The sequence below is a fragment of the Acinetobacter sp. 12966 genome, assembly GCF_031196995.1.
Lineage (GTDB): Bacteria > Pseudomonadota > Gammaproteobacteria > Pseudomonadales > Moraxellaceae > Acinetobacter > Acinetobacter geminorum.
Genome location: NZ_JAVIMC010000015.1, coordinates 1 through 25,518 on the forward strand (window position 1 = coordinate 1; position 25,518 = coordinate 25,518).

Sequence of the window (25,518 nt, forward strand, 5' to 3'; positions counted from 1 at the left end):
TGTCGACTTATTCATTTGAAAATTATATTGTGGAATAAGCCTTTAGAGATAGGTTTGTGCAACAAAGCCGATAGAAGGTAAAGAAGATTATTTTTAATATTAGGGTTTATAATCCAAATTTCAGAGTAAGGAATCTACTACTTATATAATAGAGATTCCATCTCCAAAACAGTACTACTGTATGAATGAGTTGTATTCAATGCAGGGATGAATGTAGATCCTTAATACTAACGGAAAATTATTTTACTGAATTTTCATGTAAAGACTCATTTAATTGATCAATCACTGTCGTCCATTCACCATCAGAGTGTAGTTTTTCTTCTAAAAAATGACGTTGAGCATCAGTCCAAAAAATTGCTTGTGTTAAAAAAACATCTCCAGCTAGCTGATGGCTCTCTATGAATTTTGCAATTGCTTCTTCAGTAGAAGCTAAACCAAGCTGTTCAAATAATTTGGTCATTCTTGGACGTGTTTGAGTCATGTGCTTAGCCCACAAATTTATATTAGATCAAATTAAACATAACATGTTTATATTTAAACTAAAATATAAAAAATTAAATAGCTACTATTTTCTTAGACAAAATGATTACTACATTTCATAAATCAACCACCTACATAATTTGTTTGTTAAATGATCATTATTTTTCAATAAGATTATTTTAATAGTTAAAGATTTTAAATTTTAAAAATGACAAAAATGTAATTTTGAAGTCATCGCTCTGTTTCTGTCTCTCACTAATAATTGAAATATAAGAGGAGATGATGTGGTCTCATTAAATATAGATTTTATAAAGTCATCTCTAATGAACTAACGAATCAAGAGGAAACGTAAATGAAATTATTTCAAAATAAAATGACTGCTCTACGTAATGTTGTAGTAGCTGCAACGATGATTGTGGCTACTACAACTACGTTCGCTCATGTGAGTTTAGTGAGTGCGATTCCTGCGGAAAATGCATCTATCCTTAGTCAACCAAAGAACTTGACCCTTAACTTTGGTGCAGAGGTTATGTTGATGAATATTAAGTTACTGGATGCTCAGCGAAGAGATGTTCCTTTAAAATATAAAGTTACTCATGACTTAAAGAAATCCTTTGATGTCGCTCTTCCGAAACTGAAAAAAGGTAAATATACCGTTGTCTGGACAACAATGGGGAAAGATGGTCACAACATGAATGGTGAATATAGTTTCACTATCAAATCAACTAAATAAGAATTGATTACCTTTCAACATGTCAGTGAGGTGCTGGCATGTTGTTCTAGAATGGACAAAAATAATGATTTCTGAATATTGGATGTGGGCCACTTGGTTAACTAAGGTTATTTTATATTTAAGTGTAGCTTTTGTCGTTGGTGGAGCCTTTTGCTATTTTTTACTTAGACAATATCTTGAACTAAAAGAATCGATTCTTAAATATATTACAATTGGCGCTGGATTAGGCCTAATTTCCAGTACCTTGGGATTTTTTATTCTGATTGGTAGTTTTGCCAATACTGGTATTACAGGGATGGTGGACCCCACGTATATTAATATATTGGTTAATACTCCGACGGGGTATATATACGTTCTTCGTTCTATTAGTTTTGCTCTTTTACTTCTTCTCATGGTGGTTAAACTTAACAGGAACAAAGGTCAGTTTTCTATAATTGAAAGTTCAATATTTTGTATTTTACTTATCCCGATTATTTTTAGTTTTTCCCAGCTCGGACATGTCGCTAATTTAACCTTACTTGCTCAAATTTTATTATCAATCCATATTCTAGTTATGTCGTTATGGATGGGGTCTTTATATCCGTTATGGAAAACCAGCCGGGAAATAAGTGGTTTACCTTTAAAAGATCGCATGCATGTATTTGGACGTATTGCTGCTTTCATTGTTGGGATATTAATCGCCTGTGGCGCTAGTGTAGCTCTTCTTTTAATTAAAGATTTTAATACCTTAATCAATACTGCATATGGCTATGGTTTCATGGTTAAAATGTTTTTTGTTATAGGTATTCTACTTTTAGCTGCCTTCAACAAATGGTATTTCACCCCGCATCTTCAACATCCTAAATTTGCTAAACACCTTAGTCATGCCATTTTATTTGAGATGTTATTAGGTCTATCAATTCTATTAACAACAGGCTATATAACCACTGTCGTGGGTATTGAATAAGAGAATTTCAAAATAAGGTTATTGAGGAAATTTAACATTAGTACTTTTATCTTTTGTAGCTGAGCAATAAAGTTTCTACTGGACTGCCAGCTTACGACAATCAGAACAGTAAAATCGCATCATAAGGCATTTATATATTAAAGGTAGTCACCGGTTTTTAGCTTCAATCCATAAGAGTCTCATCTATTCAGTTCACTACTATTGATTGAAATAACTATCTTATAAATTTCAAAGTGATCGTAGATGACAAAAATGTCATTTTTAAGTCACGTTAATGTTGGTTAAGTACTTTTACTGTAGTCATTAGAACGCTATGCTTTAGAATACTCTGATGAAAACTATGGATGTAAACAGACCAAGTTACAGCAAGTAACTGATTCAGAGAAAGGCTGGTTGTATGGTGAAAGTTTAGAGTTACTGTTCTAATGGTTTAAACAAATATTTTGTTAAAAAGGAGCAACATATGAAATTTCACATCGCTAATATGACTTGTGGTGGTTGTGCACGCGGCATTACTACTGCAATTAAAGAGCTCGACTCGAATGCTTCACTCGATATTGATTTACAAAACCGTATCGTTGAAATCAACACAACAGTGAGTCAGGATAAAGTCATTGCCACTCTCAGTGAGCGTGGATTTACAGCTGATCCTGCTTAATCTCTGTTAGAGTAACAGTGGGAATTCCTTACCACTTTTACTCTCTCTTATTTTCCTCATCGTACAGATAAAATCTGTACTTGCTTGCAATAAAAGTAGCCCCTGAATTCCCCATAATCTTGGTTCGAGCTGATCTTCGCATATAGAACTCAGCATATCTAAATGATAGAGATCGTATATGAGTACCGAAATGACTGATACGCCACACTACAGTGAAACATTAGAGATTGAGGGGATGACATGTGCTTCTTGTGTAGGCCGTGTGGAAAAAGCCTTAAAATCTCTTAAGGGTGTTGAATCGGCTCATGTAAATCTGGCTACCGAAAAAGCAGTCATTTATTCGCATCGTCCCCTTGATCGTTCTAGTTTAATTAAAGTTGTAGAAAAGGCTGGCTACGAAGTGGAAGCGCTGCAACCAATAGAGCTTACGATTGAGGGTATGTCATGTGCTTCTTGTGTAGGTCGAGTAGAAAAAGCCTTAAAATCTGTTGAGGGTGTGGAATCAGCACATGTAAATCTGGCTACTGAAAAAGCGACTATTCAGGCAAGCTCATCTGTCACTCGTGACTCGTTAATTCAGGCTGTCACCAAAGCAGGGTTTGAAGCAAAGTCAGTTCATCAAACTACGGAAAGCTTTCAAGATAAAAAAAATATTGAATTAGAAAAACTTAAAAAAGATTTAATTTTGTCAGTCTTATTGACTCTACCCGTTTTTATTTTAGAAATGGGATCACACCTGATTCCCGCCTTTCATACGTTTATGATGGATAACATTGGCCAACAAAATAGCTGGTTAATGCAATTTTTCTTGACCACAGTAGCATTAATTTTTCCAGGCCGACGCTTCTTCAAAAAGGGCATCCCAAGTTTATTCCGCTTAGCACCAGACATGAATTCCTTGGTGGCTGTAGGAACATTGGCTGCTTATCTTTATTCAGTGGTTGCTACTTTCTTTCCAAGTGTCCTGCCACAAGGCACGGTCAATGTTTATTATGAAGCTGCAGCGGTTATTATCACTTTAATTCTATTAGGTAGATTTTTTGAAGCCAAGGCAAAAGGCCGAACGTCTTTAGCAATTCAACATCTAGTTGGAATGCAGCCTAAAGTTGCCAGAATACAGCTCAATAATCAGGTGATAGAAGTTCCGATTGCCGAAGTTCAAACAGGAACGATTGTAGAGATTAGACCAGGTGAGCGTATCCCTGTCGATGGTGAAGTTATTCACGGCCAAAGTTTTATTGATGAATCCATGATTACTGGCGAGCCTATGCCCGTTGAAAAAACGATAGGCTCTACTGTGGTAGGAGGAACAATTAACCAAAGTGGCAGCTTAAATATCAAAGCCACCTCTGTTGGTAGTTCATCAGTGCTTTCTCAAATCATCCGAATGGTTGAACAGGCACAGGGTTCCAAGCTGCCTATTCAGGCATTGGTTGATAAAATTACCATGCGGTTTGTACCTGTAGTAATGGGTCTCTCTCTTTTAACTTTTCTTACGTGGTTTATCTTCGGCCCTGAACCAGCCCTAACTTTTAGTTTAGTGAACGCGGTTGCTGTACTCATTATTGCATGTCCTTGTGCGATGGGACTTGCAACGCCTACATCAATCATGGTGGGAACTGGGCGGGGTGCTGAAATGGGGGTTTTATTTCGTAAAGGTGAAGCTTTACAGCTGCTCAAAGAAACTAAAGTGGTTGCAGTTGATAAAACAGGGACTCTGACTGAAGGGAAACCAATTTTAACCGATCTGCATGTCTTAGAAGGTTTTGAATACAATACCGTACTTTCACTGATGGCAGCCGTTGAATCAAAGTCTGAGCATCCTATTGCTCGAGCAATTGTACAAGCCGCTATAGATAAGGAATTAATCCTGTCTCCTGTTGCTGATTTCAAGTCAGTCACGGGCTATGGAATAGAAGCAACGGTGTCTGAACATTTGGTTCATATGGCACTGTTGCAAATAGGCTGACATGATAAGCTAAATATCTTATTTATTTCGAGATACAGCAGATGAATCCCTTCCACGGTCGGCACTTTCAAGGTGAAATCATTCTTTGGGCTGTTCGTTGGTATTGTAAATATGGCATCAGCTATCGTGAACTTCAGGAAATGCTCGCTGAACGTGGAGTGAATGTTGATCACACCACAATTTATCGCTGGGTTCAGCGTTATGCTCCAGAAATGGAAAAACGTTTACGTTGGTATTGGCGTAATCCTACAGATCGACATTTATGGCATCTGGATGAAACTTACGTAAAAGTGAATGGCAAATGGGCATATCTATACCGTGCAGTTGACCAACGTGGCCATACTCTTGATTTCTATCTTTCTGCTAGACGAAATACCCATTCAGCTTATTGTTTTCTTGGTAAAATTTTGAATCATGTCAAAAAATGGCAGATTCCACGAGTCATAAACACTGATAAGGCTCATACCTATGGCCGTGCTTTGTCGCGACTAAAACAGGAAGGAAAGTGTCCTGAAGACCTGGACCATCGACAGATTAAATACAAGAATAACGTGATTGAATGTGATCATGGCAAGCTCAAACGGATCATCAAGGCTACGTTGGGATTCAAGTCTATGAAAACGGCTTATGCCACAATTAAAGGAATTGAGGTTATGCGTGCTCTACGCAAAGGACAAGCTTCATTATTTTATAACGGTAATATTCTAGGAGAAGTTTGGCTAGTAAATAGAGTTTTCGGTCTCTAAGCTTTTTTGAAGGGAAAATCATCGACTCAGATCCCTATTTGCAACAGTGCCATCGATTGTTAGTTCAATTGCAGCGATTAGTCGATGCGGGTAATACCGTGGTTATGATTGAGCATGATATGCGTGCCGTTGCACAAGCAGATTGGGTGATTGATGTGGGACCAGGTGCTGGAAATGCTGGTGGGAATATTGTTGTGGCAGGAACACCAAAACAAATAACAGAAAATCAAGATAGCCGTACTGCTCCATATTTAGTTAATGAGTTAGTGAGTCGTGATACTAAACATTGATATTGCGAGTGGGTAGAATAAAACCTTAAATTAAAAGCCTGTAAAATCAATCAGATATTTTTTTTAGGTGGTGTGTGAGCATGAAATCTAAAATTTTTTTCAACTAAGGGCTTTGTTGCACAAACCTATTTCTAAAGGCTTATTCCACAATATAATTTTCAAATGAATAAGCCCGCACCTAAAATCTACCGCACAACCAATTGGCCCGCATATAACCGAGCACTCATGAGTCGCGGAAATATTGCCATTTGGTTTGATCCTGCTACGCAATGGTATGCGCCATCAAAAGGCAAACAAGGGCGAAATCAAACCTACTCCGACGCAGCCATCCAATGCTGCTTAATGATTAAATCCTTATTTCGTCTGTCTTTACGTATGGTTACTGGCTTTGTGCAAAGTCTGATTAAACTTTGCGGATTAAATTGGATAGCTCCAGATTACACTACGCTTTGTAGAAGACAAAAGCATATTGATATTGTAATCAGCTACCAAAAAAGTAGAGATGGGCTGCATCTACTCATGGGCTCTACAGGCATGGAGTTTCTAGGTGAGGGTGAATGGAAGCGCAAGAAACATGGACCTGAATATCGTCGCCAATGGCGTAAACTACATATTGGTATAGATGCCAAAACCCTGCAAATACGAGCATTTCAGCTTACAACCAATAATGTCAGTGATTCACAGGTGCTTGGTGATTTACTTAATCAGATTCCACAAGATGAGCGGATTGACTCTGTTTATACCGATGGAGCTTATGACACCAAGCAATGCCGTCAGGTCATTGCAATTGCAGATCGGCAAGCGCATGCGGTGATTCCACCTAGAAAAAATGCGAAACCATGGAAAGATACAAAGAGTAGCTCGCTAGAACGAAATGAATTACTTCGAACAGTTAAACGTTTAGGCAGGATACTATGGAAAAAATGGTCAGGCTATCATTGGCGAAGTTGGTTGAAACTAAGATGCATTGCATCAAATTATTAGGAGATAAACTCAGTGCAAGGAGTTTTGATAGCCAAGTCAATGAGATTCATGCACGTGTAGCAGTGCTCAACAGATTTACGGAATCAGGTCGACCATTTACCCAAGTTACGCCTTAAATTTGGCTCAATTAGGGGCGCTTTGCATTTCAAATCTTTGTGCAACAAAGCCCTTAAAAACAAGAAAAAGAGGATTGATAAAATGATGATAAAAAATAAAAAAGCGCCTGATGGCGCTTTCCTTTAATCATATTTATGGCGTCAGAATTACTTTACGACAGTCTTCTTCTTTTTTATCAAAAATACGGTAACCTTCCGCAGCATCTTCCAGTTTCATGCGATGGGTAATAATCAGATCTGGAGACAGATCTCCATTTTCGATATGTTCTAGCAACTGCGGCAAGTAATTATGCACATGAGTTTGTCCCATTTTAAAGGTTAAACCTTTGTCAAAGGCATCACCAAACAGGAAGCCGTGAATTGGACCGGCATAAACTCCAGGTACACTCACCACACCGCCGCGGCGGACCGCTGCAATACATTGTCTTAACGCTGAACCACTCGAACCTTCTAATTTCAGGTTAGTCATTACAGTTTCCAGCATGCTGCCTTTGGCTTCAAAACCGACCGCATCAATGACGGCATCGACTCCACGATAACCCGTGGTATTTTGAATGATAAATTCAGCGGCATCGACTTCATCAAAATTGACCGGAATCACCCCATAGGTTTGATGTGCGAAACTCAGACGATAAGGATGGTGATCGACCATAAAAATCTGCTCGGCACCGAGCATCCGCGCACAGGCAGCAGCCAGCAGACCGACTGGGCCAGCACCATAAATCGCCACACTGGAACCTCGACCAACTTGGGCATTGTTCACTGCTTGCCAGGCGGTTGGCAGAATATCAGTCAGGAATAATACTTTTTCATCAGGCAGGGAACCTGGCACTTTAAATGGTCCGATATTGCCCTTGGGAATCCGTACATATTCAGCCTGACCACCCGGTATACCACCATACAGATGGCTAAAGCCAAATAAAGCTGCCCCTGGTGGAATCTGTTTTTTATTGAGAATTGCACCACGGCCGGTATTGGTATTTTCACAGGCAGCCATTAGTTCATGTTCACAGAAAAAACAGTGACCACATGCAATCACGAAAGGAATAATTACCCGGTCGCCTTTTTTGACTTCTGTGACTTCAGGGCCGACTTCTTCTACAATTCCCATAAATTCATGGCCGAAAATATCGCCATCTTCAGTGGCCGGAATTTTACCCCGGTATAGGTGCAGATCTGAGCCACAGATGGCAGTCGCTGTCACCCTTAAAATGACGTCATCTGGTTCCTGAATCACTGGATCTGGAACGGATTCAACTCGTACATCCCGAGCACCATGATAGGTAAGAGCACGCATGCGGATTTCCTCTTTCTAGTTCAACATTAAACAGACTCGTATCAAGGCTGCCAAAAATAAAAAACACTTTTATTAGAGCCTTATGCACCAAGAAATCGCTGTAAATTAATGTATGAAATAAGACATCCGAGTGTTTAAAAAATAAACTTATATAGGGTTTACGTAATTAGTGACCTTATGTGTCGAATGAATAGAAAAGAACAGAATTAAAGAAACATCTAGTAATTTCTATAACTTATAGATTGTTAATTCTGTGCTATCTATTATTTTTAGAAATAAATGTCCCTAACATAATCATAGAGGTACTAACTCCCCCTATTACTAAACTCATGAGTATTATTTCTATACTTAATATCTCTGTCCAATGGCTATGGTCACTCCACGGAATATATATGCCATGTCCAAATAAAAAATTTATAGTGCATAAAATAAGGAAGCTAATGAGAGTGGATATTATCAAGGTAACTATAAGATTTTTCCAAACCTCCTTATTTTTAGAAAGAGTTATTACTTTAATCGTTAGACTTCTTTCATAAGTCATTTTTCACTCAGTTCCATATTATAGACTCCCGCAATTAAATTGAATCTTAAGCCCAATCTTTTGCCACGGTTACGATATCGCACAGCAAGGATTTTGAAGGTTTTCAAACGGCCAAATACATGCTCAATCCCTATTCTTCTTTTATTAATTTCCTGATTATAAATTTTGAGTTCAGGATCCAGTTTACAGCGCTTCTTTGCTTTTAATGGCAACAAGCTGTTTGGATACACTGTATAAATTCCTTGATAACCCTTATCAGCAAGGATAAAGGCACCTGTAGGAATCTGATTCAAGTTGCGTTTGAAGAGTTCGAAGTCATGTACGGCACCACGACTCGTGCATAAACTTAGGATTTTTCGAGTTTGATAATGAATGATGGCCTGTACTTTGAAAGTATGTGTCTTCTTTTTGCCACTATAGCTTTTCTTCTGTTTTTTTAGGTCTTTGTATTGGAATTTCTGTGGCATCTACAATCACCACATTCCAGTCAATGCCTTCACCTTCGGGCAAATGCTTCAGTAGATTGAATAGATTGGAATTGATCAGGCAATCCTCTACATGGCGGACAATTCTTGAAGCAGTGGGCTCTGACACGCCATAACTTGTTGCCACATGAAACAATGTTCGGTATTCACGCCAATAACTTAAGCATAGAAGAATCTGATCCTCTATGCTCAATTTAGGTGGTCTGCCTTTGGCGGGTACATGCATTTTCAATTGCTCAACCATTAAATCAAAGGTTGACCATGAGATGCCTGTATATCGTTTAAACTGTGTTTCAGAAAGCTTCTTTGAATCGATGTATTTCATCCGCAGATTATGCATGAATATTGAAAATTTTTCGGTACAAATAATCAGCAAAAGATAGATCGTTTTCTGATTTATGAAAGAGATCTGTTATACTCTGTAAATAAATATCGTAGATTTCAGCTCTAAAAATTTCATTTATTTAACAATATTTTAGTATTTGGCGTATTTTGCCAGTGAATATTATTTGATTAGTACACAAAATAGTGAACAGAAACTAGCTGTGGTTTCTTGTTGGCTTTCAAAGATCTTTAGTTTATAAGCCCACCTCACTTTCCTTGAGTGGGCTTTTTTTATGCTATTGCTTCGCTCGGCAAATATTTTTTAAACAAAAAAATGATAAAGAAGCCTTTTAGATACATCTTTTAAACATTTTGATTCATATTGCATTTATAATAAATATGCTAACTAGTTGTTCCATTCCCTCAGAGGTTAGTAAAAACTATTGTTTCAGCATGAAATAATGATTTGGCCCACTTCTGTGGGTTTTTTAATGCCTTAAAACGCTCTCGTTTGCCCTCTAAGGTCTTTTTCATTTCATATTTTTTACAATTATCATTAGTCAAGAAATGGATCAGATATGAAGTTAACGCGCTTAAATGGTTTAATCACTTATAATTGATTCATGAATCCTTTGTTTTTCCTTGTCATTTTCTATCTTAACGGCTAAGGCTAATACAATTATCATTGTGATGAGACAGATTATTTTGATCTTCATTTTTCTGCCTCCACTTAGAAATAACTTAATGAATATTAGCATTTTAACTCGATACTTTGAAGTATGATTAAGCCTTGTTTCAAAGTCGAGTTATTTTGCGAGGCGGTGATCTCATTAGTAATGATAAAAAATAAGTAAAGTACCACTCACCTGATATTTTTTAGGGTCGATTAGGCACCAGTCATAGGTTTTTTCTTTAATGTTATTCGGTTCAAATAAGTACACAGCTTTTTAGTCATAATTCTGATTAATATTTTTCCATTACACTCTTTGATTTGTAGCGGATATTTTTAAGTATAGTCATATCAACTCTATGTTCGTCTAGTTCATCTTTGCTTGGTACATACAGGAATATTGCCAAAAAGAACACCATAAGAGAGCTTGTAATCAGAGAAAAGGTAGGGGCAAAATTTTAATGCCAGTTGATCGCTCGTAGATACTCGCTCGGTTCGGCACTGTTGCAAATAGGGATCTGAGTCGATGATTTTCCCTTCAAAAAAGCTTAGAGACCGAAAACTTTATTTACTAGCCAAACTTCTCCTAGAATATTACCGTTATAAAATAATGAAGCTTGTGCTTTGCGTAGAGCACGCATAACCTCAATACCTTTAATTGTGGCATAAGCCGTTTTCATAGACTTGAATCCCAACGTAGCCTTGATGATCCGTTTAAGCTTGCCATGATCACATTCAATCACGTTATTCTTGTATTTAATCTGTCGATGCTCCAGATCTTCAGGACACTTTCCTTCGTGTTTTAGTCGCGACAAAGCACGGCCATAGGTATGAGGCTTATCAGTGTTTATGACTCGTGGAATCTGCCATTTTTTGACATGATTCAAAATCTTACCAAGAAAACAATAAGCTGAATGGGTATTTCGTCTAGCAGAAAGATAGAAATCAAGAGTATGGCCACGTTGGTCAACTGCTCGGTATAGATATGCCCATTTGCCATTCACTTTTACCTAAGTTTCATCCAGATGCCATAAATGTCGATCTTTAGGATTACGCCAATACCAACGTAAACGTTTTTCCATTTCAGGAGCATAACGCTGAACCCAACGATAAATCGTGGTGTAATCGACATTTACTCCCCGTTCAGCGAGCATTTCCTGAAGTTCACGATAGCTGATGCCATATTTACAGTACCAACGGACGGCCCAAAGAATGATTTCGCCCTGAAAATGACGACCATGGAAAGCATTCATCTGCTGATCCTTTAGCTAAAAGAGTATTTAGCTTACCATCAGCAGCTATTTGCAACAGTGCCACAATTGCCAATAAAGGGACAATCAACAAGTCTTCAAACAGCAGAATCGAGACAATTTTTTGTCCGCGTGGTTGAGCAATGTCTCCACGATCTCCCAAAAGTTGCATTACAATTGCAGTCGAGGTGAGTACAAAGCCTGCAGCACACACAAAACTCACTTGCCAAGAATAGCCATAGACCAAGCCTACAGCCGTTAGCCCCAATGAACAGGCACTAATTTGTAATGTACCTAATCCAAAAATTTCTTTTCTTAAACTCCATAAATACGATGGACGCATTTCTAGTCCAATCACAAACAGATACATCACAATACCAAGCTCAGCGATATGCAGAATAGACGCAGAATCGTAGAAAAATGCCAGTCCAAATGGACCAATAATTAATCCTGCAATTAAATATCCCAATACCGAGTTTAATCCTAGGCGCTTGATTAAGGGGACTGCGATCACTGCAGCCGTGAGCAATATGACAGGGGATAGAAGGCTGATTGAAACGTACCGGGTTTGTCGGAGACTTTTTTATTTAAGTTAGGCCACCTGACCTAACGGGTTAATCTTATCATAGTACATTGCTTCAAACTCAAAAGGCGATACATAACCCAGTGCACTGTGTACACGCTTTTTATTGAACCAATCTACCCAGTTTAGTGTCGCAAGTTGTACATCTGCTAAACCTTGCCAAACTGCTTTTAGATATTCAATCACCTATGTTTTGTATAAGCCATTCACCGTTTCAGCCAAAGCATTATCGTATGAATCGCCTGTCGTACCGACTGATGCTCGTAAATTTGCTGCTTCTAAACGATTGGTATAGCGAATGGAAAGATATTGCACACCTCTGTCGGAATGATGAATCACATTCTTTGGCATGCCTCGATCATGCAATGCTTGCTCCAATGCATCGAGCACCATATCTGTATTCATCCGTGTAGATACTTTCCATCCAACAATTGCTCGTGAAAACACATCAATAATAAAGGCGGTATAGACCCAGCCTGAATGAGTTTGAATATACGTAAAGTCACCGACCCATAGTTGGTTTGGATGATCAGCACTAAAATTACGTTTCACTAAATCATCTGCCCGTTTTTGGTCATCTCGGCTACGGGTAGTTTGTTTATTCTTACCACGCCAAACACCTTGTATACCTAGCTTCTGCATCAATCGAGCAACTGTACAACGTGCAATCACATAGCCTTCACGTTTCAGTTGTTGCCAGACCTTACGCACACCGTATCGACCTGAACTTTCTTTCCAAATTCGCTTGATCTCCTCAGCATGATGCAAGTCATGTAAATCTCGTTTCGCTCGATGTTCTGGATTTACTGTGAGATCTAAAGTCCGGTAATAGGTTGAGGGTGCGATCGGTAAAATTCTACAAATCGCCTCGACTCCGTACAGCTGTTTATTATTATGGATAAAATCCACCATTATTTGTGTGGGCGGTCGAGCTCCGCGTGGGCGAAAAAAGCGGCTGCTTTACGTAGAATCTCATTGGCGCGTTGCAGTTCTTTATTTTCGCGTTCGAGTTGTTTGATACGTTCTTGGTCTGAAAGCTGCTGTACTTTAACTGGATTTTGTTTATCTAAATATTTTTGATACCAAACACGTAGTGTTTCAGGACTACAACCTATCTTGGGAGCAATAGCGGTGATCGCAGCCCAATTCGATGGATAATCTTTTTCAGATTCAATCAATAATTGAACCGCTCTTTCTCTGATTTCAGGGGTATATTTTAATTTTGTCATCGGGATAGTCTCTCAGAATATTGACTCTCCGACAAACCCGGTACCGTTCAATGTGGAATGTGGTGCGATTCTGCAACAAATATGCTCTGTGCGTGGTGCTATTAATGGTCTAATGAATGAGATGTTAGAGGTTCATTTAAAGGACACTTTAGTATCAGGTGAAACCACAGAACAACAACGAAAAGAAGAATTGGCTGAAATCGCCAAGATTCTAAAATCATATTTAAAATAGATCTGTATAAGGAATTATTCCATGAAGTCACGTGCTGCCGTTGCGTTTGGTCCTGGTCAACCTCTTCAAATTGTTGAAGTTGATGTTGCACCACCGAAGAAAGGTGAAGTATTAATCAAGATTTCCCATACCGGTGTGTGTCATACAGACGCATTTACTTTATCTGGCGATGATCCTGAAGGCGTTTTTCCGGCTATTCTCGGGCATGAAGGTGCTGGTGTCGTAGTTGAGGTTGGTGAAGGCGTGACTAGCGTCAAACCAGGTGATCATGTAATTCCACTTTACACCGCTGAATGTGGCGAGTGCCTATTCTGTAAATCTGGAAAATCGAACTTGTGTATTTCCGTTCGAGAAACTCAAGGTAGAGGCGTAATGCCAGATGGCACCACTCGTTTTTCCTACAATGGTCAACCGATTTACCACTATATGGGCTGCTCAACGTTCAGTGAATACACGGTAGTGGCAGAAGTATCATTGGCTAAAATCAATCCTGAAGCCAATCACGAACATGTCTGCTTACTAGGTTGTGGTGTAACAACGGGTATCGGTGCAGTACACAACACGGCTAAAGTACAAGAAGGTGATAGTGTTGCGGTCTTTGGTTTAGGTGGTATTGGTCTAGCAGTCGTACAAGCCGCACGTCAAGCTAAAGCAGGACGTATTATTGTGGTTGACATGAATCCAGATAAATTTGTGCTGGCAAAAGAGTTTGGCGCAACGGACTTCTTGAACCCTAAAGACTACGATAAACCAATCCAGCAAGTCATTGTCGAAATGACTGGTTGGGGTGTAGATCATTCATTTGAATGTATTGGCAACGTGAATGTAATGCGTGCAGCCCTTGAAAGTGCACACCGTGGCTGGGGACAATCTGTAATTATTGGTGTAGCTGGCGCAGGTCAAGAAATCTCTACCCGTCCATTCCAACTGGTTACTGGTCGTAAATGGCTAGGTTCTGCGTTTGGTGGCGTAAAAGGTCGTACGCAACTTCCAGGAATGGTTGAAGATGCCATGAAAGGTAAAATTCAATTAGAACCATTTGTGACACATACGATGGGCTTGGATCAGATCAATGAAGCCTTTGATCTAATGCATGAAGGTAAGTCAATTCGTACTGTAATTCATTACGAATAATTCCATCAGACCTTATAGTTTTCCATGCATGTGCATCATGAATGACATGCATGGAATCCTCTAAAACGGCACATTATCTGTAAAACCCATCTATCTGTGTAGGCATCGTGTATAGGTTCAACAAACCTGCCTACATTTTAAATCTTAATCACTATTCTCTGTGGAGAATGACAGACTCTTTGTTTACTCGATTTCTCATGAAGTCTTGCTCAACATAGGTAATTGATTATGGAAATAATTGAGAAACATGCTTCTTTTGGTGGATCGCAAGAAGTGTATTGCCATCAGTCAACAGCATTAAACTGTTCAATGAAATTCTCAATATATCTGCCACCTCATGACAAAGATGAGCGGTTGCCAGTTTTATATTGGTTATCAGGGCTGACTTGCAACGAACAGAACTTTATTACTAAAGCCGGAGCACAAAAGTATGCGGCTGAACATAAAGTCATTATTGTTGCACCAGATACCAGCCCACGTGGAGAAGATGTACCAGATCATGCAGATTATGATTTAGGCCAAGGTGCAGGATTCTATGTGAATGCAACACAAGCACCCTGGTCACAGCATTTCAAAATGTATGATTATATTGTGGAAGAGCTCAGAAATCTGATTGACCTGAATTTTCCGACCAACCAAGTCCAAAGCATTATGGGGCATAGCATGGGTGGTCATGGTGCATTAGTCATTGGGTTAAAAAACCCTGAGCTGTATAAAAGTATTTCTGCTTTTGCACCAATTGTTGCACCTAGCCAAGTACCTTGGGGGAAAAAGGCTTTCACACACTACCTAGGTGAAAACGAAACTTTATGGAAAAGCTATGATGCGATTGAATTAATCAAAAACGCGGAAGTTCATTTACCTATTTTAGTCGATCAGGGAACAGCTGATGATTTTCTTGAAGAACAGTTAAGACCTAAGCTGCTTAGTGATATTTGTTTGGAACAAGAATATCCTCTTACACTTAACCTAAGAGAAGGGTATGACCATAGCTATTACTTCATTGCGAGCTTTATAGAGAAACATATAGAGTTTCACAGCAAATTCCTAGCAAAAAAACTTTCATAGATATGAGGATATACATGTTGTTCTTGAATGCTTCTTGAGCAATATAATCTCCAGATGAAGAGGTCAGCTTATAAATCTAAGGTAGAGTCAATTGATCCTTATATAACTAAGATTGAATTTAATCATCTCATATCTTGATTTTTGATTCAAATGTTAATGATATTAACTTGAATAAATTCATAGCATTATGTCGAAATAAAAATCTAAATTTTGGCTCAGCTATGGGAAATTTTTTTAACTTTTATACAACAAAACTTTCTGACATGCATACATTAGCAATGTCAGAATCAGTTTGAATTCTAATCAATTGTGGAGTTTTAGTCATGCTTAAAACAGCTTTATATGTGCGTCTTGAAGCTAAACCGGGTAAAGAAGAAGAAGTGGAAGCTTTCCTTAAAGCCGGTTTACCTATTGTAATGGAAGAACCTGCGACCGTTGCGTGGTTTGGCCTACGTCTTGGACCTACAACATTTGGTATTTTTGATGCATTTCCTGATGAGGCGGGTCGCCAAGCGCATTTATCTGGCAAGGTTGCAGCTGCTTTGATGGCTCAGGCCGAAGAGCTATTTTCAGAGCCACCGTCTATTGAAAAAGTAGATGTTTTGGCGAGTAAACTACCAGCTTAAACCGACGCTTAAATGTATGAGTGTGCTGCCTGAAATTTTGAATGAAAGGCAGCACTTCAACACTGTGAGGTTTGTCAGAGGCTTTTTATTCAAGTTGGGCTACTTTATTTATTGGCTTAATCTCATCGTTTACATGGGTCAATATCCAAAACAGGGTAAATAAACGAATGAATCCACATGCCTTATATTGAACCAATCTATCTAATTTAGCGCTGCATTTGTACATCTGCTAAACCTTGCCAATCTGCTTTTAAAATATTTAATCATTGCTATTTTCTATGAGCCATTCACTGTTTCAGCCAATGCGTTCACGACCATGTCAATAGTCATACGTGTTGATATCTTCCATCCAACAATCGCTCGTGAAAATACATCAATAATAAAAGTGGTATAGAACAAGCCTGAATTTGTTTAAGCATCACTCAAGTTGGCAAGCTGAAATAATTTTTTTAAAAAAATAGACGACTGGTCTATTTTTTATGTATAGTTAGCACATGGTGTAGGCAAAAGCCACAGTATTGTCCAATTTTTTAAAGTTTATTTGATGAATAACGGTGGCTTTTCAAATCAATTAGCTGATCATCCTAGGATAAAAATATGCTGAATTTTAACTTTTTTAATCCGACCCGCATTATTTTTGGTGGCGATACAATAGCTGAAATCAATGACTATGTGCCTACAGAAGCAAAAGTGTTAATGTTATTTGGTGGTGAAAGTGCACGTAAGAATGGTACTTTAGCTGAAGTGCGTGAAGCATTAGGTGCAAGAGAAATTCATGAATTTGGCGGAATTGAGCCGAATCCGAGTTATGAAACCCTCATGAAAGCTGTAGAGCTGATTCGAGAACAAAAGATTGATTTCTTGATGGCTGTCGGTGGTGGATCGGTAATTGATGGTACTAAATTTATTGCAGCAGCAGTCAATTATACAGGGGATACATGGGAGATTTTAGAAACCCATGGTACTAAAATTACTCAAGCTTTGCCTTTTGCGAGTGTACTCACCCTTCCGGCAACTGGTTCAGAAATGAATAGCGGTGGTGTAGTAACCAGAAAATCGACCCAAGCCAAATTGTCATTTAGCAGTCCCTATGTTTTTCCGCAATTTTCCGTACTAGATCCGAATAAAAGCTTTAGCTTGCCGACGCGCCAGTTGGCTAATGGCGTGGTGGATGCATTTGTTCATGTCATTGAACAGTACTTAACTTACCCTGTGAATGCACAAGTACAAGATCGTTTTGCCGAAGGTCTATTGCAAACTCTGATTGAGATTGGACCGAAAATCTTGGAAGATTCAGCAGATTATGACACGCGTGCGAATTTGATGTGGTCTGCTAGCATGGCACTGAATGGGCTGATTGGAGCTGGTGTACCACAAGATTGGTCAACCCATTTGATTGGACATGAGCTCACGGCTTTACATGGTATTGATCATGCTCGTACCTTGGCCATTGTGTTGCCGGCCAATCTACAAGTGCGTCGTCAAGAGAAGCGAGAAAAATTACTACAGTATGCAGCTCGTGTCTGGCAGATTGTCGAAGGTGATGAAGAACAACGTATTGATACGGCTATTGCTCGTACTCGAGCCTTCTTTGAGCAACTTGGATTGCCGACTCGTCTTAGCGATTATGGACTGGGGGAGACAGATATTGAGATCATCATTACGCAACTTAAATCACACAATCTGACACGGCTAGGCGAACACAAAAATGTTTCATTAGAGATCAGTCGCCAAATTCTTGCGACGAGCATCTAAATAAGCTATCTGGCATGCTCACGCCACACAGCAAGTGATCATGCAACAATGCTCCTCAATCATGAAAATTATCGGAGAAATAACATGAAAATTTTAGTCGTTTTAACCTCACATGATCAACTTGGCAATACTGGTAAGAAAACAGGTTTCTGGCTAGAAGAACTTGCTGCACCGTATTACACCTTTATTGACTCTGGTGCTGAAGTTACGCTGGCGTCGCCTCAAGGTGGGCAGCCACCACTAGATCCTAAAAGTAATTTAGCCGATGCGCAAACTGAAGCCACTCATCGTTTTGAAGCTGATCCAACTGCAATGCAAGCATTGGCACAGACGCATAAACTTAGCGAAATTTCTGTAGCTGATTATGATGCGGTGTTTTATCCAGGCGGGCATGGTCCATTGTGGGATTTAGCAGAAGATCCGATTTCAATTTCTCTGATTGAACAGGCGATTCAGTCTGGCAAACCTGTTGCAGCAGTGTGTCATGCCCCAGGTGTTCTTCGTCATGTGAAAGCGAGTAATGGAGCGCCTTTAGTCAGCGGTAAATTAGTCACTGGTTTTAGCAATACTGAGGAGGCTGCTGTAGGCTTGACTGAAATTGTACCATTTTTAGTCGAAGACATGCTTAAAGAAAATGGTGGTCATTATTCTAAAGTAGATGATTGGCAAGTACATGTTCAAGTAGATGGCTTGCTGGTTACTGGACAAAATCCAGCCTCTTCTGCTGCAACTGCTACAGCATTACTTCAATTGTTGAAATAAAGAGTAGCTAGCGTCTGTTGTGGTGCTTAGCAGTGAATAACTTCTGACTCTGAGCAACGGGTGCAATAAGCAAAATAACCCTCACTTAATGGTGGAGGGTCTGAGTTAATAGCTTTCTTTCCTTTATTTTTCTATATACAGGAAGGAAGGGTATTTTTTAATTTAGATCAATTAAGTCATGATTACTTGGATACAATGAAATGAAAGACAGCATACTTTTTCAAAACTTAAGCTTAGGCCCTTATGTTTTGCGAAACCGTATTGTATTGCCACCATTAACGCGGTCGCGCAGTACTCAGCCAGGGAATATTCCAAATGAACTGATGGCAACCTATTATCAACAGCGTGCCGGGGCAGGATTTATGGTCACCGAAGGTACGCAAATCGAGCCACGTGGTCAAGGCTATGCTTGGACTCCCGGTATTTACAGCCCTGAACAGATTGCTGGATGGCGTAAAGTGACTGAAGCAGTGCATGCTAAAGGAGGCATTATTTTTGCACAACTTTGGCATGTTGGGCGTGTTTCACATACATCTTTGCAACCTAATCATGCATCACCGGTCGCACCCTCGGCTATTAGGGCTGATAGTAATGTTAAAGTGTTTATTGAGACCGGGCCTAATGCTGGGACCTTGGCTGATCCTTCAATGCCACGTGCTTTAAGCAATGCAGAAGTTAAAGAATTAGTGCAACTCTATGCTCAAGCAGCACGCAATGCCTTGGCTGCTGGTTTTGATGGAGTTGAAATTCATTGTGCAAATGGTTATTTGGTGAATCAATTTATCTCTGCACATAGTAACCACCGTGAAGATGAATATGGTGGATCACTAAACAATCGTTTGCGTTTTTTACGTGAAGTAGTAGAGGCAGTTGCTGAGGTGGTTGGTGCAGATCGTTTAGGAGTGCGTTTTGCCCCGCTATTTGAAAGTACAGAGGAAGATCGTGTTTACATAGGGTTGGTTGAAGATGATCCACATGTGACTTATATTGAAGCCATAAAAATACTTGAAGAAGTTGGGATTGCCTATTTATCGATTGCAGAAGCTGATTGGGATAATGCACCAGAACTTCCTCATGATTTTCGTAGAGATGTCAGAGACACTTTCAGTGGTCGGATTATTTATGCAGGTCGATATACGGCAGAAAGAGGGACTCGAATTTTAGAGGCAGGACTGGCCGATTTAATTGCATTTGGACGCCCATTTATTGCGAATCCAGATTTACCCGATCGCATCGCCAATGGCTGGCCATTGAATCCAGTAGATGCAAGCACTATGTATGGTGGGACAGAAAAAGGCTATATTGATTATCCAGCTTACGCAGATTAGTATTGACTAAGTGAGTTATTTTGCCAACCTTTGTGGTTGGCAAAATAAGGACTTAGGATTGCTGTTGCCAGCATAAATTCTTCTTAAAACAAATTCTTAAAATTTTTTAGCTGTGTAATGAGCCAACCTGCCAGTGGGAAAGAAATCAGTTGCGTTACTGGCACTAATACTATGACTTCAATCAACACCATCATCGGGAAACTTTGATGCTGAGTAATTGGCTTTAATAAAGTGAGTACCAGTAATAGTGTGGGATATAAGCCTAAATATCCGACTAAAATACGAGTCATGAGGGCTTTAGAAGGAGAATTCATTGTGCGCTATACTCATGGATTGTAAATTGATCTAATAGCAACACATTAATAAGTAATCATTGGGCTGCTGTCATTAATTATGTAATTGATATTTAATCTAATTTTTACGAAACTTCACTTTTTAATAGAAATTTAGTTGCTCTCAGAGCTTGATGTAATGGTGTTTTATCTTTTTGCAACTTACTCAGTAATGCTGCACCTAACCACATTTGGTAAAGTACTTGTGCCAAAGTCGAGGCCTCAGTATCTGCTTGGATAGACTGATCCTGTTTTCCCAAATCAATTAAACCAGCAATACGCTCGATTACATCATCCACGCCAGCGGACATAATGGAGCGCATATCTTCAGATAGATCGGCAACTTCTGCGGCAAGTTTCACAATTAAACAACTATCCGCCCAACCACACTGTGTTTCAGGATCTTCTATCCATAAATTAAAATACTCAATCAGCTTTTGATAAGGAGATTTATCGCTACGCCATACATCATTTAAACGGACTTGGTAATTATCCACATAATGCTGTACCAATTCACATCCGAAAGCTTCCTTGGATTGGAAATAATGATAAAACGAGCCTTTGGGGATCTCACAGCTCTGTAAAATTTCCTGTAATCCTACACCAGTAAAACCTTTATGCAAAATCAGGTCTGAACTGGTGTTAAGAATGTGTAAGCGCTTCGCTTCAGACTTTTTAATAGGATTAGGCTTCATATTAATTATTTACTCTATTACAAAAAATAGACCAGTCGTATTGTTTTTTATTATAACTCCTCTACAATGGATGTAAAGAAATTTTAATCATAATTTTTGATTGTGAAGGGAAGTAATTCTAAATAAAACATGGAGTTATGTGTGTGAAAACAGTTATTAATCAACGCATCGTTTTAGCTAAACGGCCAGTGGGTGAGCCAAAACACAGCGATTTTCGTATTGAACAAGTTGAGCTCAATGAACTTAAACAAGGCGAGATATTGTTAAAAACCATTTACTTGTCACTCGATCCTTATATGCGTGGTCGCATGAGCGATGCTCCTTCATATGCAGCACCGGTTGAAATTGGCGAAGTGATGGTCGGTGGAACAGTCAGTCAAGTAGTGGCCTCTAAAAACCCAAAATTCAAAGAAGGCGAGTGGGTTTTTTCAGGAAATGGCTGGCAGGGCTACGCAATTTCTAATGGGACTGCATGTCAAAGCTTAGGTATGCAACCTGAACATCCATCTTGGGCATTGGGTATTTTGGGAATGCCAGGATTTACTGCTTATATGGGGTTGTTGGACATTGGTCAGCCTAAAGCCGGTGAAACTTTAGTCGTTGCAGCTGCAACGGGACCTGTTGGTGCTACGGTTGGACAGATTGGCAAACTTAAAGGTTGTCGCGTGGTTGGCGTCGCAGGTGGGCCTGAAAAATGCCGTTATGCAGTAGAAGAACTCGGCTTCGACGCTTGTATCAATCATCATGATGAAAATTTTGCAGAACAATTACAACAAGCAGTTCCGAACGGTATTGATATTTATTATGAGAATGTAGGGGGTAAAGTGTTTGATGCGGTATGGCCATTGCTTAACTCTGCGGCACGTGTACCGGTGTGTGGTGTGGTTTCCCAGTATAACGCTACCGAGCAAGTACAAGGGCTAGACCGTTTACCGGGCTTTATTTCCACCCTTTTAAAAAAGCGTATTCGCATGCAAGGCTTTATTATTTTTGATGATTATGGCAGTCAGTATCCGGAATTCTATCAGCAAATGTTTGAATGGTTGAAAGACGGAAAAATCAAATATAAAGAGCATATGGTGCAAGGTTTAGATAACACGATCAATGCTTTCAATGGTATGTTGAAAGGCGAAAACTTTGGCAAAGTGGTTGTAAAAATTTAAAAAAATAGGAATTATCATGATTAAACTACATCATTTAGATCAATCACGTTCTTTTCGCATTTTGTGGTTACTTGAAGAAATCAAGCAGCCCTATGAGCTGAAACGCTATTATCGTGACTCAAGCACGCATTTGGCCCCTGAATCTTTAAAAACCATCCATCCTTTAGGGAAATCTCCAGTATTGGAATGGGATGGCAAAGTTATTGCAGAGTCAGGCGCAATCGTTGAGTTATTAATTCAGAAACTTGCGCCGCATTTAGCACCAGATATGGATGAATCTACTTATGTCGATTATCTACAGTGGATTCATTTCTCAGAAAGCTCTGCCATGCTGCCATTTTTGTTAAAAACGTTTAATGCGATAGAAACCAAGCAAGGTACGAAGTTGGTATTTCTAGAAAATTATACTCAAGTTGAGTTCGATAAGGTATTTGGCCATTTAAATGAATATTTAAAAGATAAAGAATTTCTAGTGGCAGACCGTTTAACCGGTGCTGACTTTATGATGGGCTTTGGACTACATGCTTTAGTTTATCATATGGGACAAGGTGAAAATTATCCCCATATCCAACGTTATGTAGCAGGTTTAAGCCAACTACCTAGCTGGCAAGTCGCAGTACAAATTGAACAAAATGGTGTGAAAAGTCAAAAATAGCAAAATTGTTTTTTTAACGCAATTGAGAAAAAGAATCATGATTGACAAGTACATATGATTATAAAATAACCTGACACTTATTTAAAGTAAACGCCTAATGAATTTCATCGGGCGTTCTCTATTTTAAAGATAAGGAATTACCATTATTTAAGACAAGTTTCGCCTATTCTTTCACTGCAAATTCCTATCAAAAGAGCTTGAATATCACGACGGTTACGTTGAAAGATATAATCAACTTTTGAAAGAAAAGTGACTAACGCACAGCAACATTAAATTATTCCTTGGGGTATTAAACAAGTAATCTATATCATTTTAATAACATAAACACATATGCGTAAAAATCACGCCCCGCTTAACTGGCAATAGTTTTTGAACCCTCGTATAAAAGCTTAAAAGAATCTAGCAAGTCTTTATTTAATGTTAATACTCATCCAGTATTGAGGTTTTTTATCTTTTCTTGCCTGTGATCTAGGTTGTAATACTCTAATTTCATACTCACCTGAAGCAGGTAAAATATAAATACCATTATCATCAAGCTCTGGAGAATATTCTCCAATATTGATGGAGTCTTTTAATTGATTACCCCGTAAGTAAGCTTCAACATTTCCTCCAGTCAACTTCACTTTTAACTTTTGCCCTTTTTTAGCATAAAATTTGTAGGAATCATACTTGTATCCCTCTATCCTTCCGTAATAATTTGCAGAGTAAGCTTTTTTTGCAAACTTAACTACAACAGTCTTTCGTATATCATTGTTATCATTTGCAAGTACGGCTGGGCTAAGCATAGTTAAAGTTAGGGCCATAAAAGCACCAGCTAGTAATTTCGTATTCGCTATTTTCATAAGGTTACCTTAATTCTTGTATCGCCCCTGACATAGTAACATAAGTAATAAGTAACCATGAATCATGGAACAGAACTGTGAATAGTCATAACATAGAGTTGCACTTCAAATGCTAATTTAAGACTTGCGAAATCAATGGTTAATTAATTGGTCACTAAGGAATAGCCAATCTAGATATAAAGTTTATTTAACAAATACTTATAAAAATATATGATGCGTATCAAACGCATCATATATAAAGCGTTCTATTTTGATATAATTGATCCAATCAACCCCTTATTAGGTTTCATTTAAATTCCATGAGTCTTACTGATATTAAAGTTCGCCAAGCTCATTGCAAGGAAAAAACCTGTTTTTTATCCGATGAAGATGGGCTTAGCCTGAAGATTGAGCCGAGTGGAAGAAAATCTTGGTGCTATCGCTATACAGATCCACAAACTAAAAAACGTCGACGCATTCAGTTAGGTCTTTATCCTGATTTATCGCTGAAAAAGGCACGACAAGTCAGAGATGACTTTAAAGACAATAATTTCTGTTTTGAACATGATACTGCCTCTAATCTTATCACCTTTGGTAAGGTCGGGGAGGAGTGGTTACAGTTCAAACTGAAGAATGCCTTCAACGATCTACCCCGCTGTGGTGTACTACAGTTAGCAGAAAGATGCTTACAGCAAGATATTTATCCAGACCTTCAGGATTTACCTTTTCAAAACATCAAGCGCTATGACCTGGTTTCAGTAATCAAAAAAATAGAGGGACGCCAAGTAAAAGAACCTGTCAAAAAAGCTTGTAGTTATTTGAACCAAATTTATGACTACGCTGTAGCGATGGGTTATTGTGAGTTCAACATCGCTCATGGTTTAAATAAAATCACCATTAACAGCAAAATCAAGAAAAATTATCCGTATTTGAAAGCGGAGGAAATATCTGATTTTAAGAATAAATTACAAAAATTGGATGCCCATCCCATTATTAAAAAAGCACTGATGTTCAAATTACATACTGGCGTGAGAGGGGCCGAATTGTTATTGGCTGAGCCTCATCATTTTGATTTAAATGAAAAAATCTGGAAAATACCTGCCTTGCATATTAAACAGTTTCGACGAAAAGTTATATTAGGCCATGAGATTCCAGATTTTTTAGTTCCACTTTCAAATCAGGCTTTAGAGATTTTGAAAGACGTCATGCAGTGGTCATACGGTGAAAAATACCTTTTTGCTAGCCCTCGCAAACACAATCAACCGATTCATTTTAATACTCTAAATATGGCCATACGTAAGATGGGGTATGGCAAACATCAACTATCTTCTCATGGATTACGTTCTACTTTTAGTACCATTTTGAATGACTCAGGTTTGTTCCAAGATAATTGGATTGAGGCACAACTTTCACATATTGATAAGAACCGTACCCGTGCCAGCTATAATCACGCTGACTATTTAGCTCAACGGACTGAAATGATGCAGTGGTGGGGTGATTATTTAAGTACTAGTAAGTGAAAATCGTACTTTTATACATAAACTTAAAACATGATGGGGTGTTAAATGGATAGTAAACAATATACTTACCGTGTTAAATGGTCAGCTGAAGATAATGGGTATGTTGGAGCCTGTAAATTATTTTGT

21 protein-coding genes, 7 pseudogenes and 1 other annotated feature are annotated in these 25,518 nt (G+C 38.8%); of the genes and pseudogenes, 17 read left to right on the top strand and 11 right to left on the bottom strand.

Annotation, left to right across the window (positions count from 1 at the left end; genetic code table 11):
- Positions 1–238: 238 nt before the first annotated feature.
- On the bottom strand, positions 239–481 hold the full coding sequence (locus RFW85_RS03160) for a DUF2789 family protein (protein ID WP_004281876.1): 243 nt from the start codon (positions 479–481) through the stop codon (positions 239–241).
- Positions 482–832: 351 nt separating this feature from the next.
- Between RFW85_RS03160 and RFW85_RS03165 the strand changes: the two genes are divergently transcribed.
- The 7 genes and pseudogenes from RFW85_RS03165 (at position 833) to RFW85_RS03195 (ending at position 6,922) form a co-directional block, all read left to right on the top strand.
- Positions 833–1,213: a copper resistance protein CopC gene (locus RFW85_RS03165; RefSeq protein ID WP_004681441.1), complete on the top strand. Its 381-nt coding sequence runs from the start codon at positions 833–835 to the stop codon at positions 1,211–1,213.
- Between the two features lie 64 nt (positions 1,214–1,277).
- Positions 1,278–2,159, top strand: a complete 882-nt coding sequence (locus RFW85_RS03170; protein ID WP_005130246.1) for a CopD family protein — start codon at positions 1,278–1,280, stop codon at positions 2,157–2,159.
- A 463-nt stretch (positions 2,160–2,622) separates the two neighbouring features.
- The gene (locus RFW85_RS03175) at positions 2,623–2,817 is read left to right on the top strand and encodes a heavy-metal-associated domain-containing protein (protein ID WP_004733233.1); all 195 of its coding nucleotides are present in this window, start codon (positions 2,623–2,625) and stop codon (positions 2,815–2,817) included.
- A gap of 178 nt (positions 2,818–2,995) precedes the next feature.
- Positions 2,996–4,765: pseudogene (locus RFW85_RS03180) on the top strand (heavy metal translocating P-type ATPase); the annotation flags it as partial.
- A gap of 62 nt (positions 4,766–4,827) precedes the next feature.
- On the top strand, positions 4,828–5,532 hold the full coding sequence (locus tag RFW85_RS03185; protein WP_001067793.1) for an IS6-like element IS1007 family transposase: 705 nt from the start codon (positions 4,828–4,830) through the stop codon (positions 5,530–5,532).
- 53 nt (positions 5,533–5,585) lie between these two features.
- Positions 5,586–5,822: pseudogene (locus RFW85_RS03190) on the top strand (hypothetical protein); the annotation flags it as partial.
- A 162-nt stretch (positions 5,823–5,984) separates the two neighbouring features.
- Positions 5,985–6,922: pseudogene (locus RFW85_RS03195) on the top strand (IS5 family transposase).
- Positions 6,923–7,055: 133 nt separating this feature from the next.
- Here the strand turns inward: RFW85_RS03195 and RFW85_RS03200 are convergent.
- From RFW85_RS03200 to RFW85_RS03225, 6 genes and pseudogenes are all read right to left on the bottom strand, one after another.
- The gene (locus tag RFW85_RS03200; protein WP_001202406.1) at positions 7,056–8,219 is read right to left on the bottom strand and encodes a zinc-dependent alcohol dehydrogenase; all 1,164 of its coding nucleotides are present in this window, start codon (positions 8,217–8,219) and stop codon (positions 7,056–7,058) included.
- 537 nt (positions 8,220–8,756) lie between these two features.
- Positions 8,757–9,227 carry an IS5/IS1182 family transposase gene (locus tag RFW85_RS03205; protein ID WP_005134503.1) on the bottom strand — a complete coding sequence of 157 codons (471 nt, stop codon included), beginning with the start codon at positions 9,225–9,227 and terminating at the stop codon, positions 8,757–8,759.
- Positions 9,175–9,570: a transposase family protein gene (locus tag RFW85_RS03210; protein ID WP_002059245.1), complete on the bottom strand. Its 396-nt coding sequence runs from the start codon at positions 9,568–9,570 to the stop codon at positions 9,175–9,177. Before RFW85_RS03210 ends, RFW85_RS03205 begins: the two co-directional genes overlap by 53 nt.
- A gap of 1,217 nt (positions 9,571–10,787) precedes the next feature.
- Positions 10,788–11,492, bottom strand: a pseudogene (locus RFW85_RS03215) (IS6 family transposase).
- A complete protein-coding gene (locus RFW85_RS03220; protein WP_079263707.1) occupies positions 11,425–12,042 on the bottom strand; it encodes a cation:proton antiporter in 618 nt (205 codons plus the stop codon). Before RFW85_RS03220 ends, RFW85_RS03215 begins: the two are co-directional and overlap by 68 nt.
- A gap of 39 nt (positions 12,043–12,081) precedes the next feature.
- Positions 12,082–13,301 (bottom strand): annotated as a pseudogene (locus RFW85_RS03225) (IS3 family transposase).
- Positions 12,910–13,026, bottom strand: a sequence feature (AL1L pseudoknot). It overlaps the preceding pseudogene by 117 nt.
- Positions 13,302–13,350: 49 nt before the next feature.
- On the opposite strand from RFW85_RS03225, the pseudogene RFW85_RS03230 reads away from it, so the two are divergent.
- The 4 genes and pseudogenes from RFW85_RS03230 to RFW85_RS03245 form a co-directional block, all read left to right on the top strand.
- Positions 13,351–13,533 (top strand): annotated as a pseudogene (locus tag RFW85_RS03230) (metal-sensing transcriptional repressor); the annotation flags it as partial.
- A 21-nt stretch (positions 13,534–13,554) separates the two neighbouring features.
- Entirely contained in the window at positions 13,555–14,667 is a 1,113-nt protein-coding gene (locus RFW85_RS03235; protein WP_000842147.1) for an S-(hydroxymethyl)glutathione dehydrogenase/class III alcohol dehydrogenase, read from the top strand.
- Between the two features lie 228 nt (positions 14,668–14,895).
- Positions 14,896–15,735: an S-formylglutathione hydrolase gene (fghA, locus tag RFW85_RS03240; RefSeq protein WP_000402508.1), complete on the top strand. Its 840-nt coding sequence runs from the start codon at positions 14,896–14,898 to the stop codon at positions 15,733–15,735.
- Positions 15,736–16,058: 323 nt separating this feature from the next.
- Positions 16,059–16,361 carry a putative quinol monooxygenase gene (locus RFW85_RS03245; RefSeq protein ID WP_000920559.1) on the top strand — a complete coding sequence of 101 codons (303 nt, stop codon included), beginning with the start codon at positions 16,059–16,061 and terminating at the stop codon, positions 16,359–16,361.
- A gap of 85 nt (positions 16,362–16,446) precedes the next feature.
- Here RFW85_RS03245 and RFW85_RS20025 read toward each other — a convergent pair.
- Positions 16,447–16,772 (bottom strand): annotated as a pseudogene (locus tag RFW85_RS20025) (IS3 family transposase); the annotation flags it as partial.
- 186 nt (positions 16,773–16,958) lie between these two features.
- On the opposite strand from RFW85_RS20025, the gene RFW85_RS03250 reads away from it, so the two are divergent.
- The 3 genes from RFW85_RS03250 to RFW85_RS03260 all read left to right on the top strand — a co-directional run bounded on the left by RFW85_RS03250 (position 16,959) and on the right by RFW85_RS03260 (position 20,206).
- Positions 16,959–18,116, top strand: a complete 1,158-nt coding sequence (locus tag RFW85_RS03250) for an iron-containing alcohol dehydrogenase (protein WP_309171136.1) — start codon at positions 16,959–16,961, stop codon at positions 18,114–18,116.
- An 84-nt stretch (positions 18,117–18,200) separates the two neighbouring features.
- Positions 18,201–18,878, top strand: coding sequence for a type 1 glutamine amidotransferase domain-containing protein (locus RFW85_RS03255; protein WP_000699624.1), 678 nt, complete (start codon positions 18,201–18,203; stop codon positions 18,876–18,878).
- Between the two features lie 200 nt (positions 18,879–19,078).
- Positions 19,079–20,206: an alkene reductase gene (locus RFW85_RS03260; protein ID WP_000655271.1), complete on the top strand. Its 1,128-nt coding sequence runs from the start codon at positions 19,079–19,081 to the stop codon at positions 20,204–20,206.
- Positions 20,207–20,289: 83 nt separating this feature from the next.
- Here the strand turns inward: RFW85_RS03260 and RFW85_RS03265 are convergent, their stop codons facing one another.
- Complete coding sequence (locus RFW85_RS03265) at positions 20,290–20,520, bottom strand: hypothetical protein (RefSeq protein ID WP_001087973.1); 231 nt, start codon at positions 20,518–20,520, stop codon at positions 20,290–20,292.
- Positions 20,521–20,624: 104 nt separating this feature from the next.
- On the bottom strand, positions 20,625–21,233 hold the full coding sequence (locus tag RFW85_RS03270; protein WP_000804053.1) for a TetR/AcrR family transcriptional regulator: 609 nt from the start codon (positions 21,231–21,233) through the stop codon (positions 20,625–20,627).
- A 143-nt stretch (positions 21,234–21,376) separates the two neighbouring features.
- On the opposite strand from RFW85_RS03270, the gene RFW85_RS03275 reads away from it, so the two are divergent.
- Positions 21,377–22,396, top strand: a complete 1,020-nt coding sequence (locus RFW85_RS03275) for an NADP-dependent oxidoreductase (protein ID WP_000859511.1) — start codon at positions 21,377–21,379, stop codon at positions 22,394–22,396.
- Positions 22,397–22,412: 16 nt separating this feature from the next.
- Entirely contained in the window at positions 22,413–23,051 is a 639-nt protein-coding gene (locus RFW85_RS03280) for a glutathione S-transferase family protein (RefSeq protein WP_000593330.1), read from the top strand.
- 410 nt (positions 23,052–23,461) lie between these two features.
- Here RFW85_RS03280 and RFW85_RS03285 read toward each other — a convergent pair whose 3' ends face one another.
- On the bottom strand, positions 23,462–23,893 hold the full coding sequence (locus tag RFW85_RS03285) for a PPC domain-containing protein (RefSeq protein ID WP_000684950.1): 432 nt from the start codon (positions 23,891–23,893) through the stop codon (positions 23,462–23,464).
- Positions 23,894–24,192: 299 nt separating this feature from the next.
- Here RFW85_RS03285 and RFW85_RS03290 point away from each other — a divergent pair, with 299 nt between their 5' ends.
- Positions 24,193–25,392, top strand: a complete 1,200-nt coding sequence (locus RFW85_RS03290; RefSeq protein WP_000059636.1) for an integrase arm-type DNA-binding domain-containing protein — start codon at positions 24,193–24,195, stop codon at positions 25,390–25,392.
- Positions 25,393–25,518 lie beyond the last annotated feature (126 nt).

Coding starts and splice junctions, on each gene's coding strand:
- RFW85_RS03165 (WP_004681441.1), top strand. CDS start 833: ATGAAATTATTTCAAAATAAAATGACTGCTCTACGTAATGTTGTAGTA.
- RFW85_RS03255 (WP_000699624.1), top strand. CDS start 18,201: ATGAAAATTTTAGTCGTTTTAACCTCACATGATCAACTTGGCAATACT.
- fghA (WP_000402508.1), top strand. CDS start 14,896: ATGGAAATAATTGAGAAACATGCTTCTTTTGGTGGATCGCAAGAAGTG.
- RFW85_RS03260 (WP_000655271.1), top strand. CDS start 19,079: ATGAAAGACAGCATACTTTTTCAAAACTTAAGCTTAGGCCCTTATGTT.
- RFW85_RS03280 (WP_000593330.1), top strand. CDS start 22,413: ATGATTAAACTACATCATTTAGATCAATCACGTTCTTTTCGCATTTTG.
- RFW85_RS03245 (WP_000920559.1), top strand. CDS start 16,059: ATGCTTAAAACAGCTTTATATGTGCGTCTTGAAGCTAAACCGGGTAAA.
- RFW85_RS03285 (WP_000684950.1), bottom strand. CDS start 23,893: ATGAAAATAGCGAATACGAAATTACTAGCTGGTGCTTTTATGGCCCTA.
- RFW85_RS03235 (WP_000842147.1), top strand. CDS start 13,555: ATGAAGTCACGTGCTGCCGTTGCGTTTGGTCCTGGTCAACCTCTTCAA.
- RFW85_RS03210 (WP_002059245.1), bottom strand. CDS start 9,570: ATGAAATACATCGATTCAAAGAAGCTTTCTGAAACACAGTTTAAACGA.
- RFW85_RS03205 (WP_005134503.1), bottom strand. CDS start 9,227: ATGCCACAGAAATTCCAATACAAAGACCTAAAAAAACAGAAGAAAAGC.
- RFW85_RS03250 (WP_309171136.1), top strand. CDS start 16,959: ATGCTGAATTTTAACTTTTTTAATCCGACCCGCATTATTTTTGGTGGC.
- RFW85_RS03170 (WP_005130246.1), top strand. CDS start 1,278: ATGATTTCTGAATATTGGATGTGGGCCACTTGGTTAACTAAGGTTATT.
- RFW85_RS03290 (WP_000059636.1), top strand. CDS start 24,193: ATGAGTCTTACTGATATTAAAGTTCGCCAAGCTCATTGCAAGGAAAAA.
- RFW85_RS03265 (WP_001087973.1), bottom strand. CDS start 20,520: ATGAATTCTCCTTCTAAAGCCCTCATGACTCGTATTTTAGTCGGATAT.
- RFW85_RS03200 (WP_001202406.1), bottom strand. CDS start 8,219: ATGCGTGCTCTTACCTATCATGGTGCTCGGGATGTACGAGTTGAATCC.
- RFW85_RS03270 (WP_000804053.1), bottom strand. CDS start 21,233: ATGAAGCCTAATCCTATTAAAAAGTCTGAAGCGAAGCGCTTACACATT.
- RFW85_RS03160 (WP_004281876.1), bottom strand. CDS start 481: ATGACTCAAACACGTCCAAGAATGACCAAATTATTTGAACAGCTTGGT.
- RFW85_RS03185 (WP_001067793.1), top strand. CDS start 4,828: ATGAATCCCTTCCACGGTCGGCACTTTCAAGGTGAAATCATTCTTTGG.
- RFW85_RS03175 (WP_004733233.1), top strand. CDS start 2,623: ATGAAATTTCACATCGCTAATATGACTTGTGGTGGTTGTGCACGCGGC.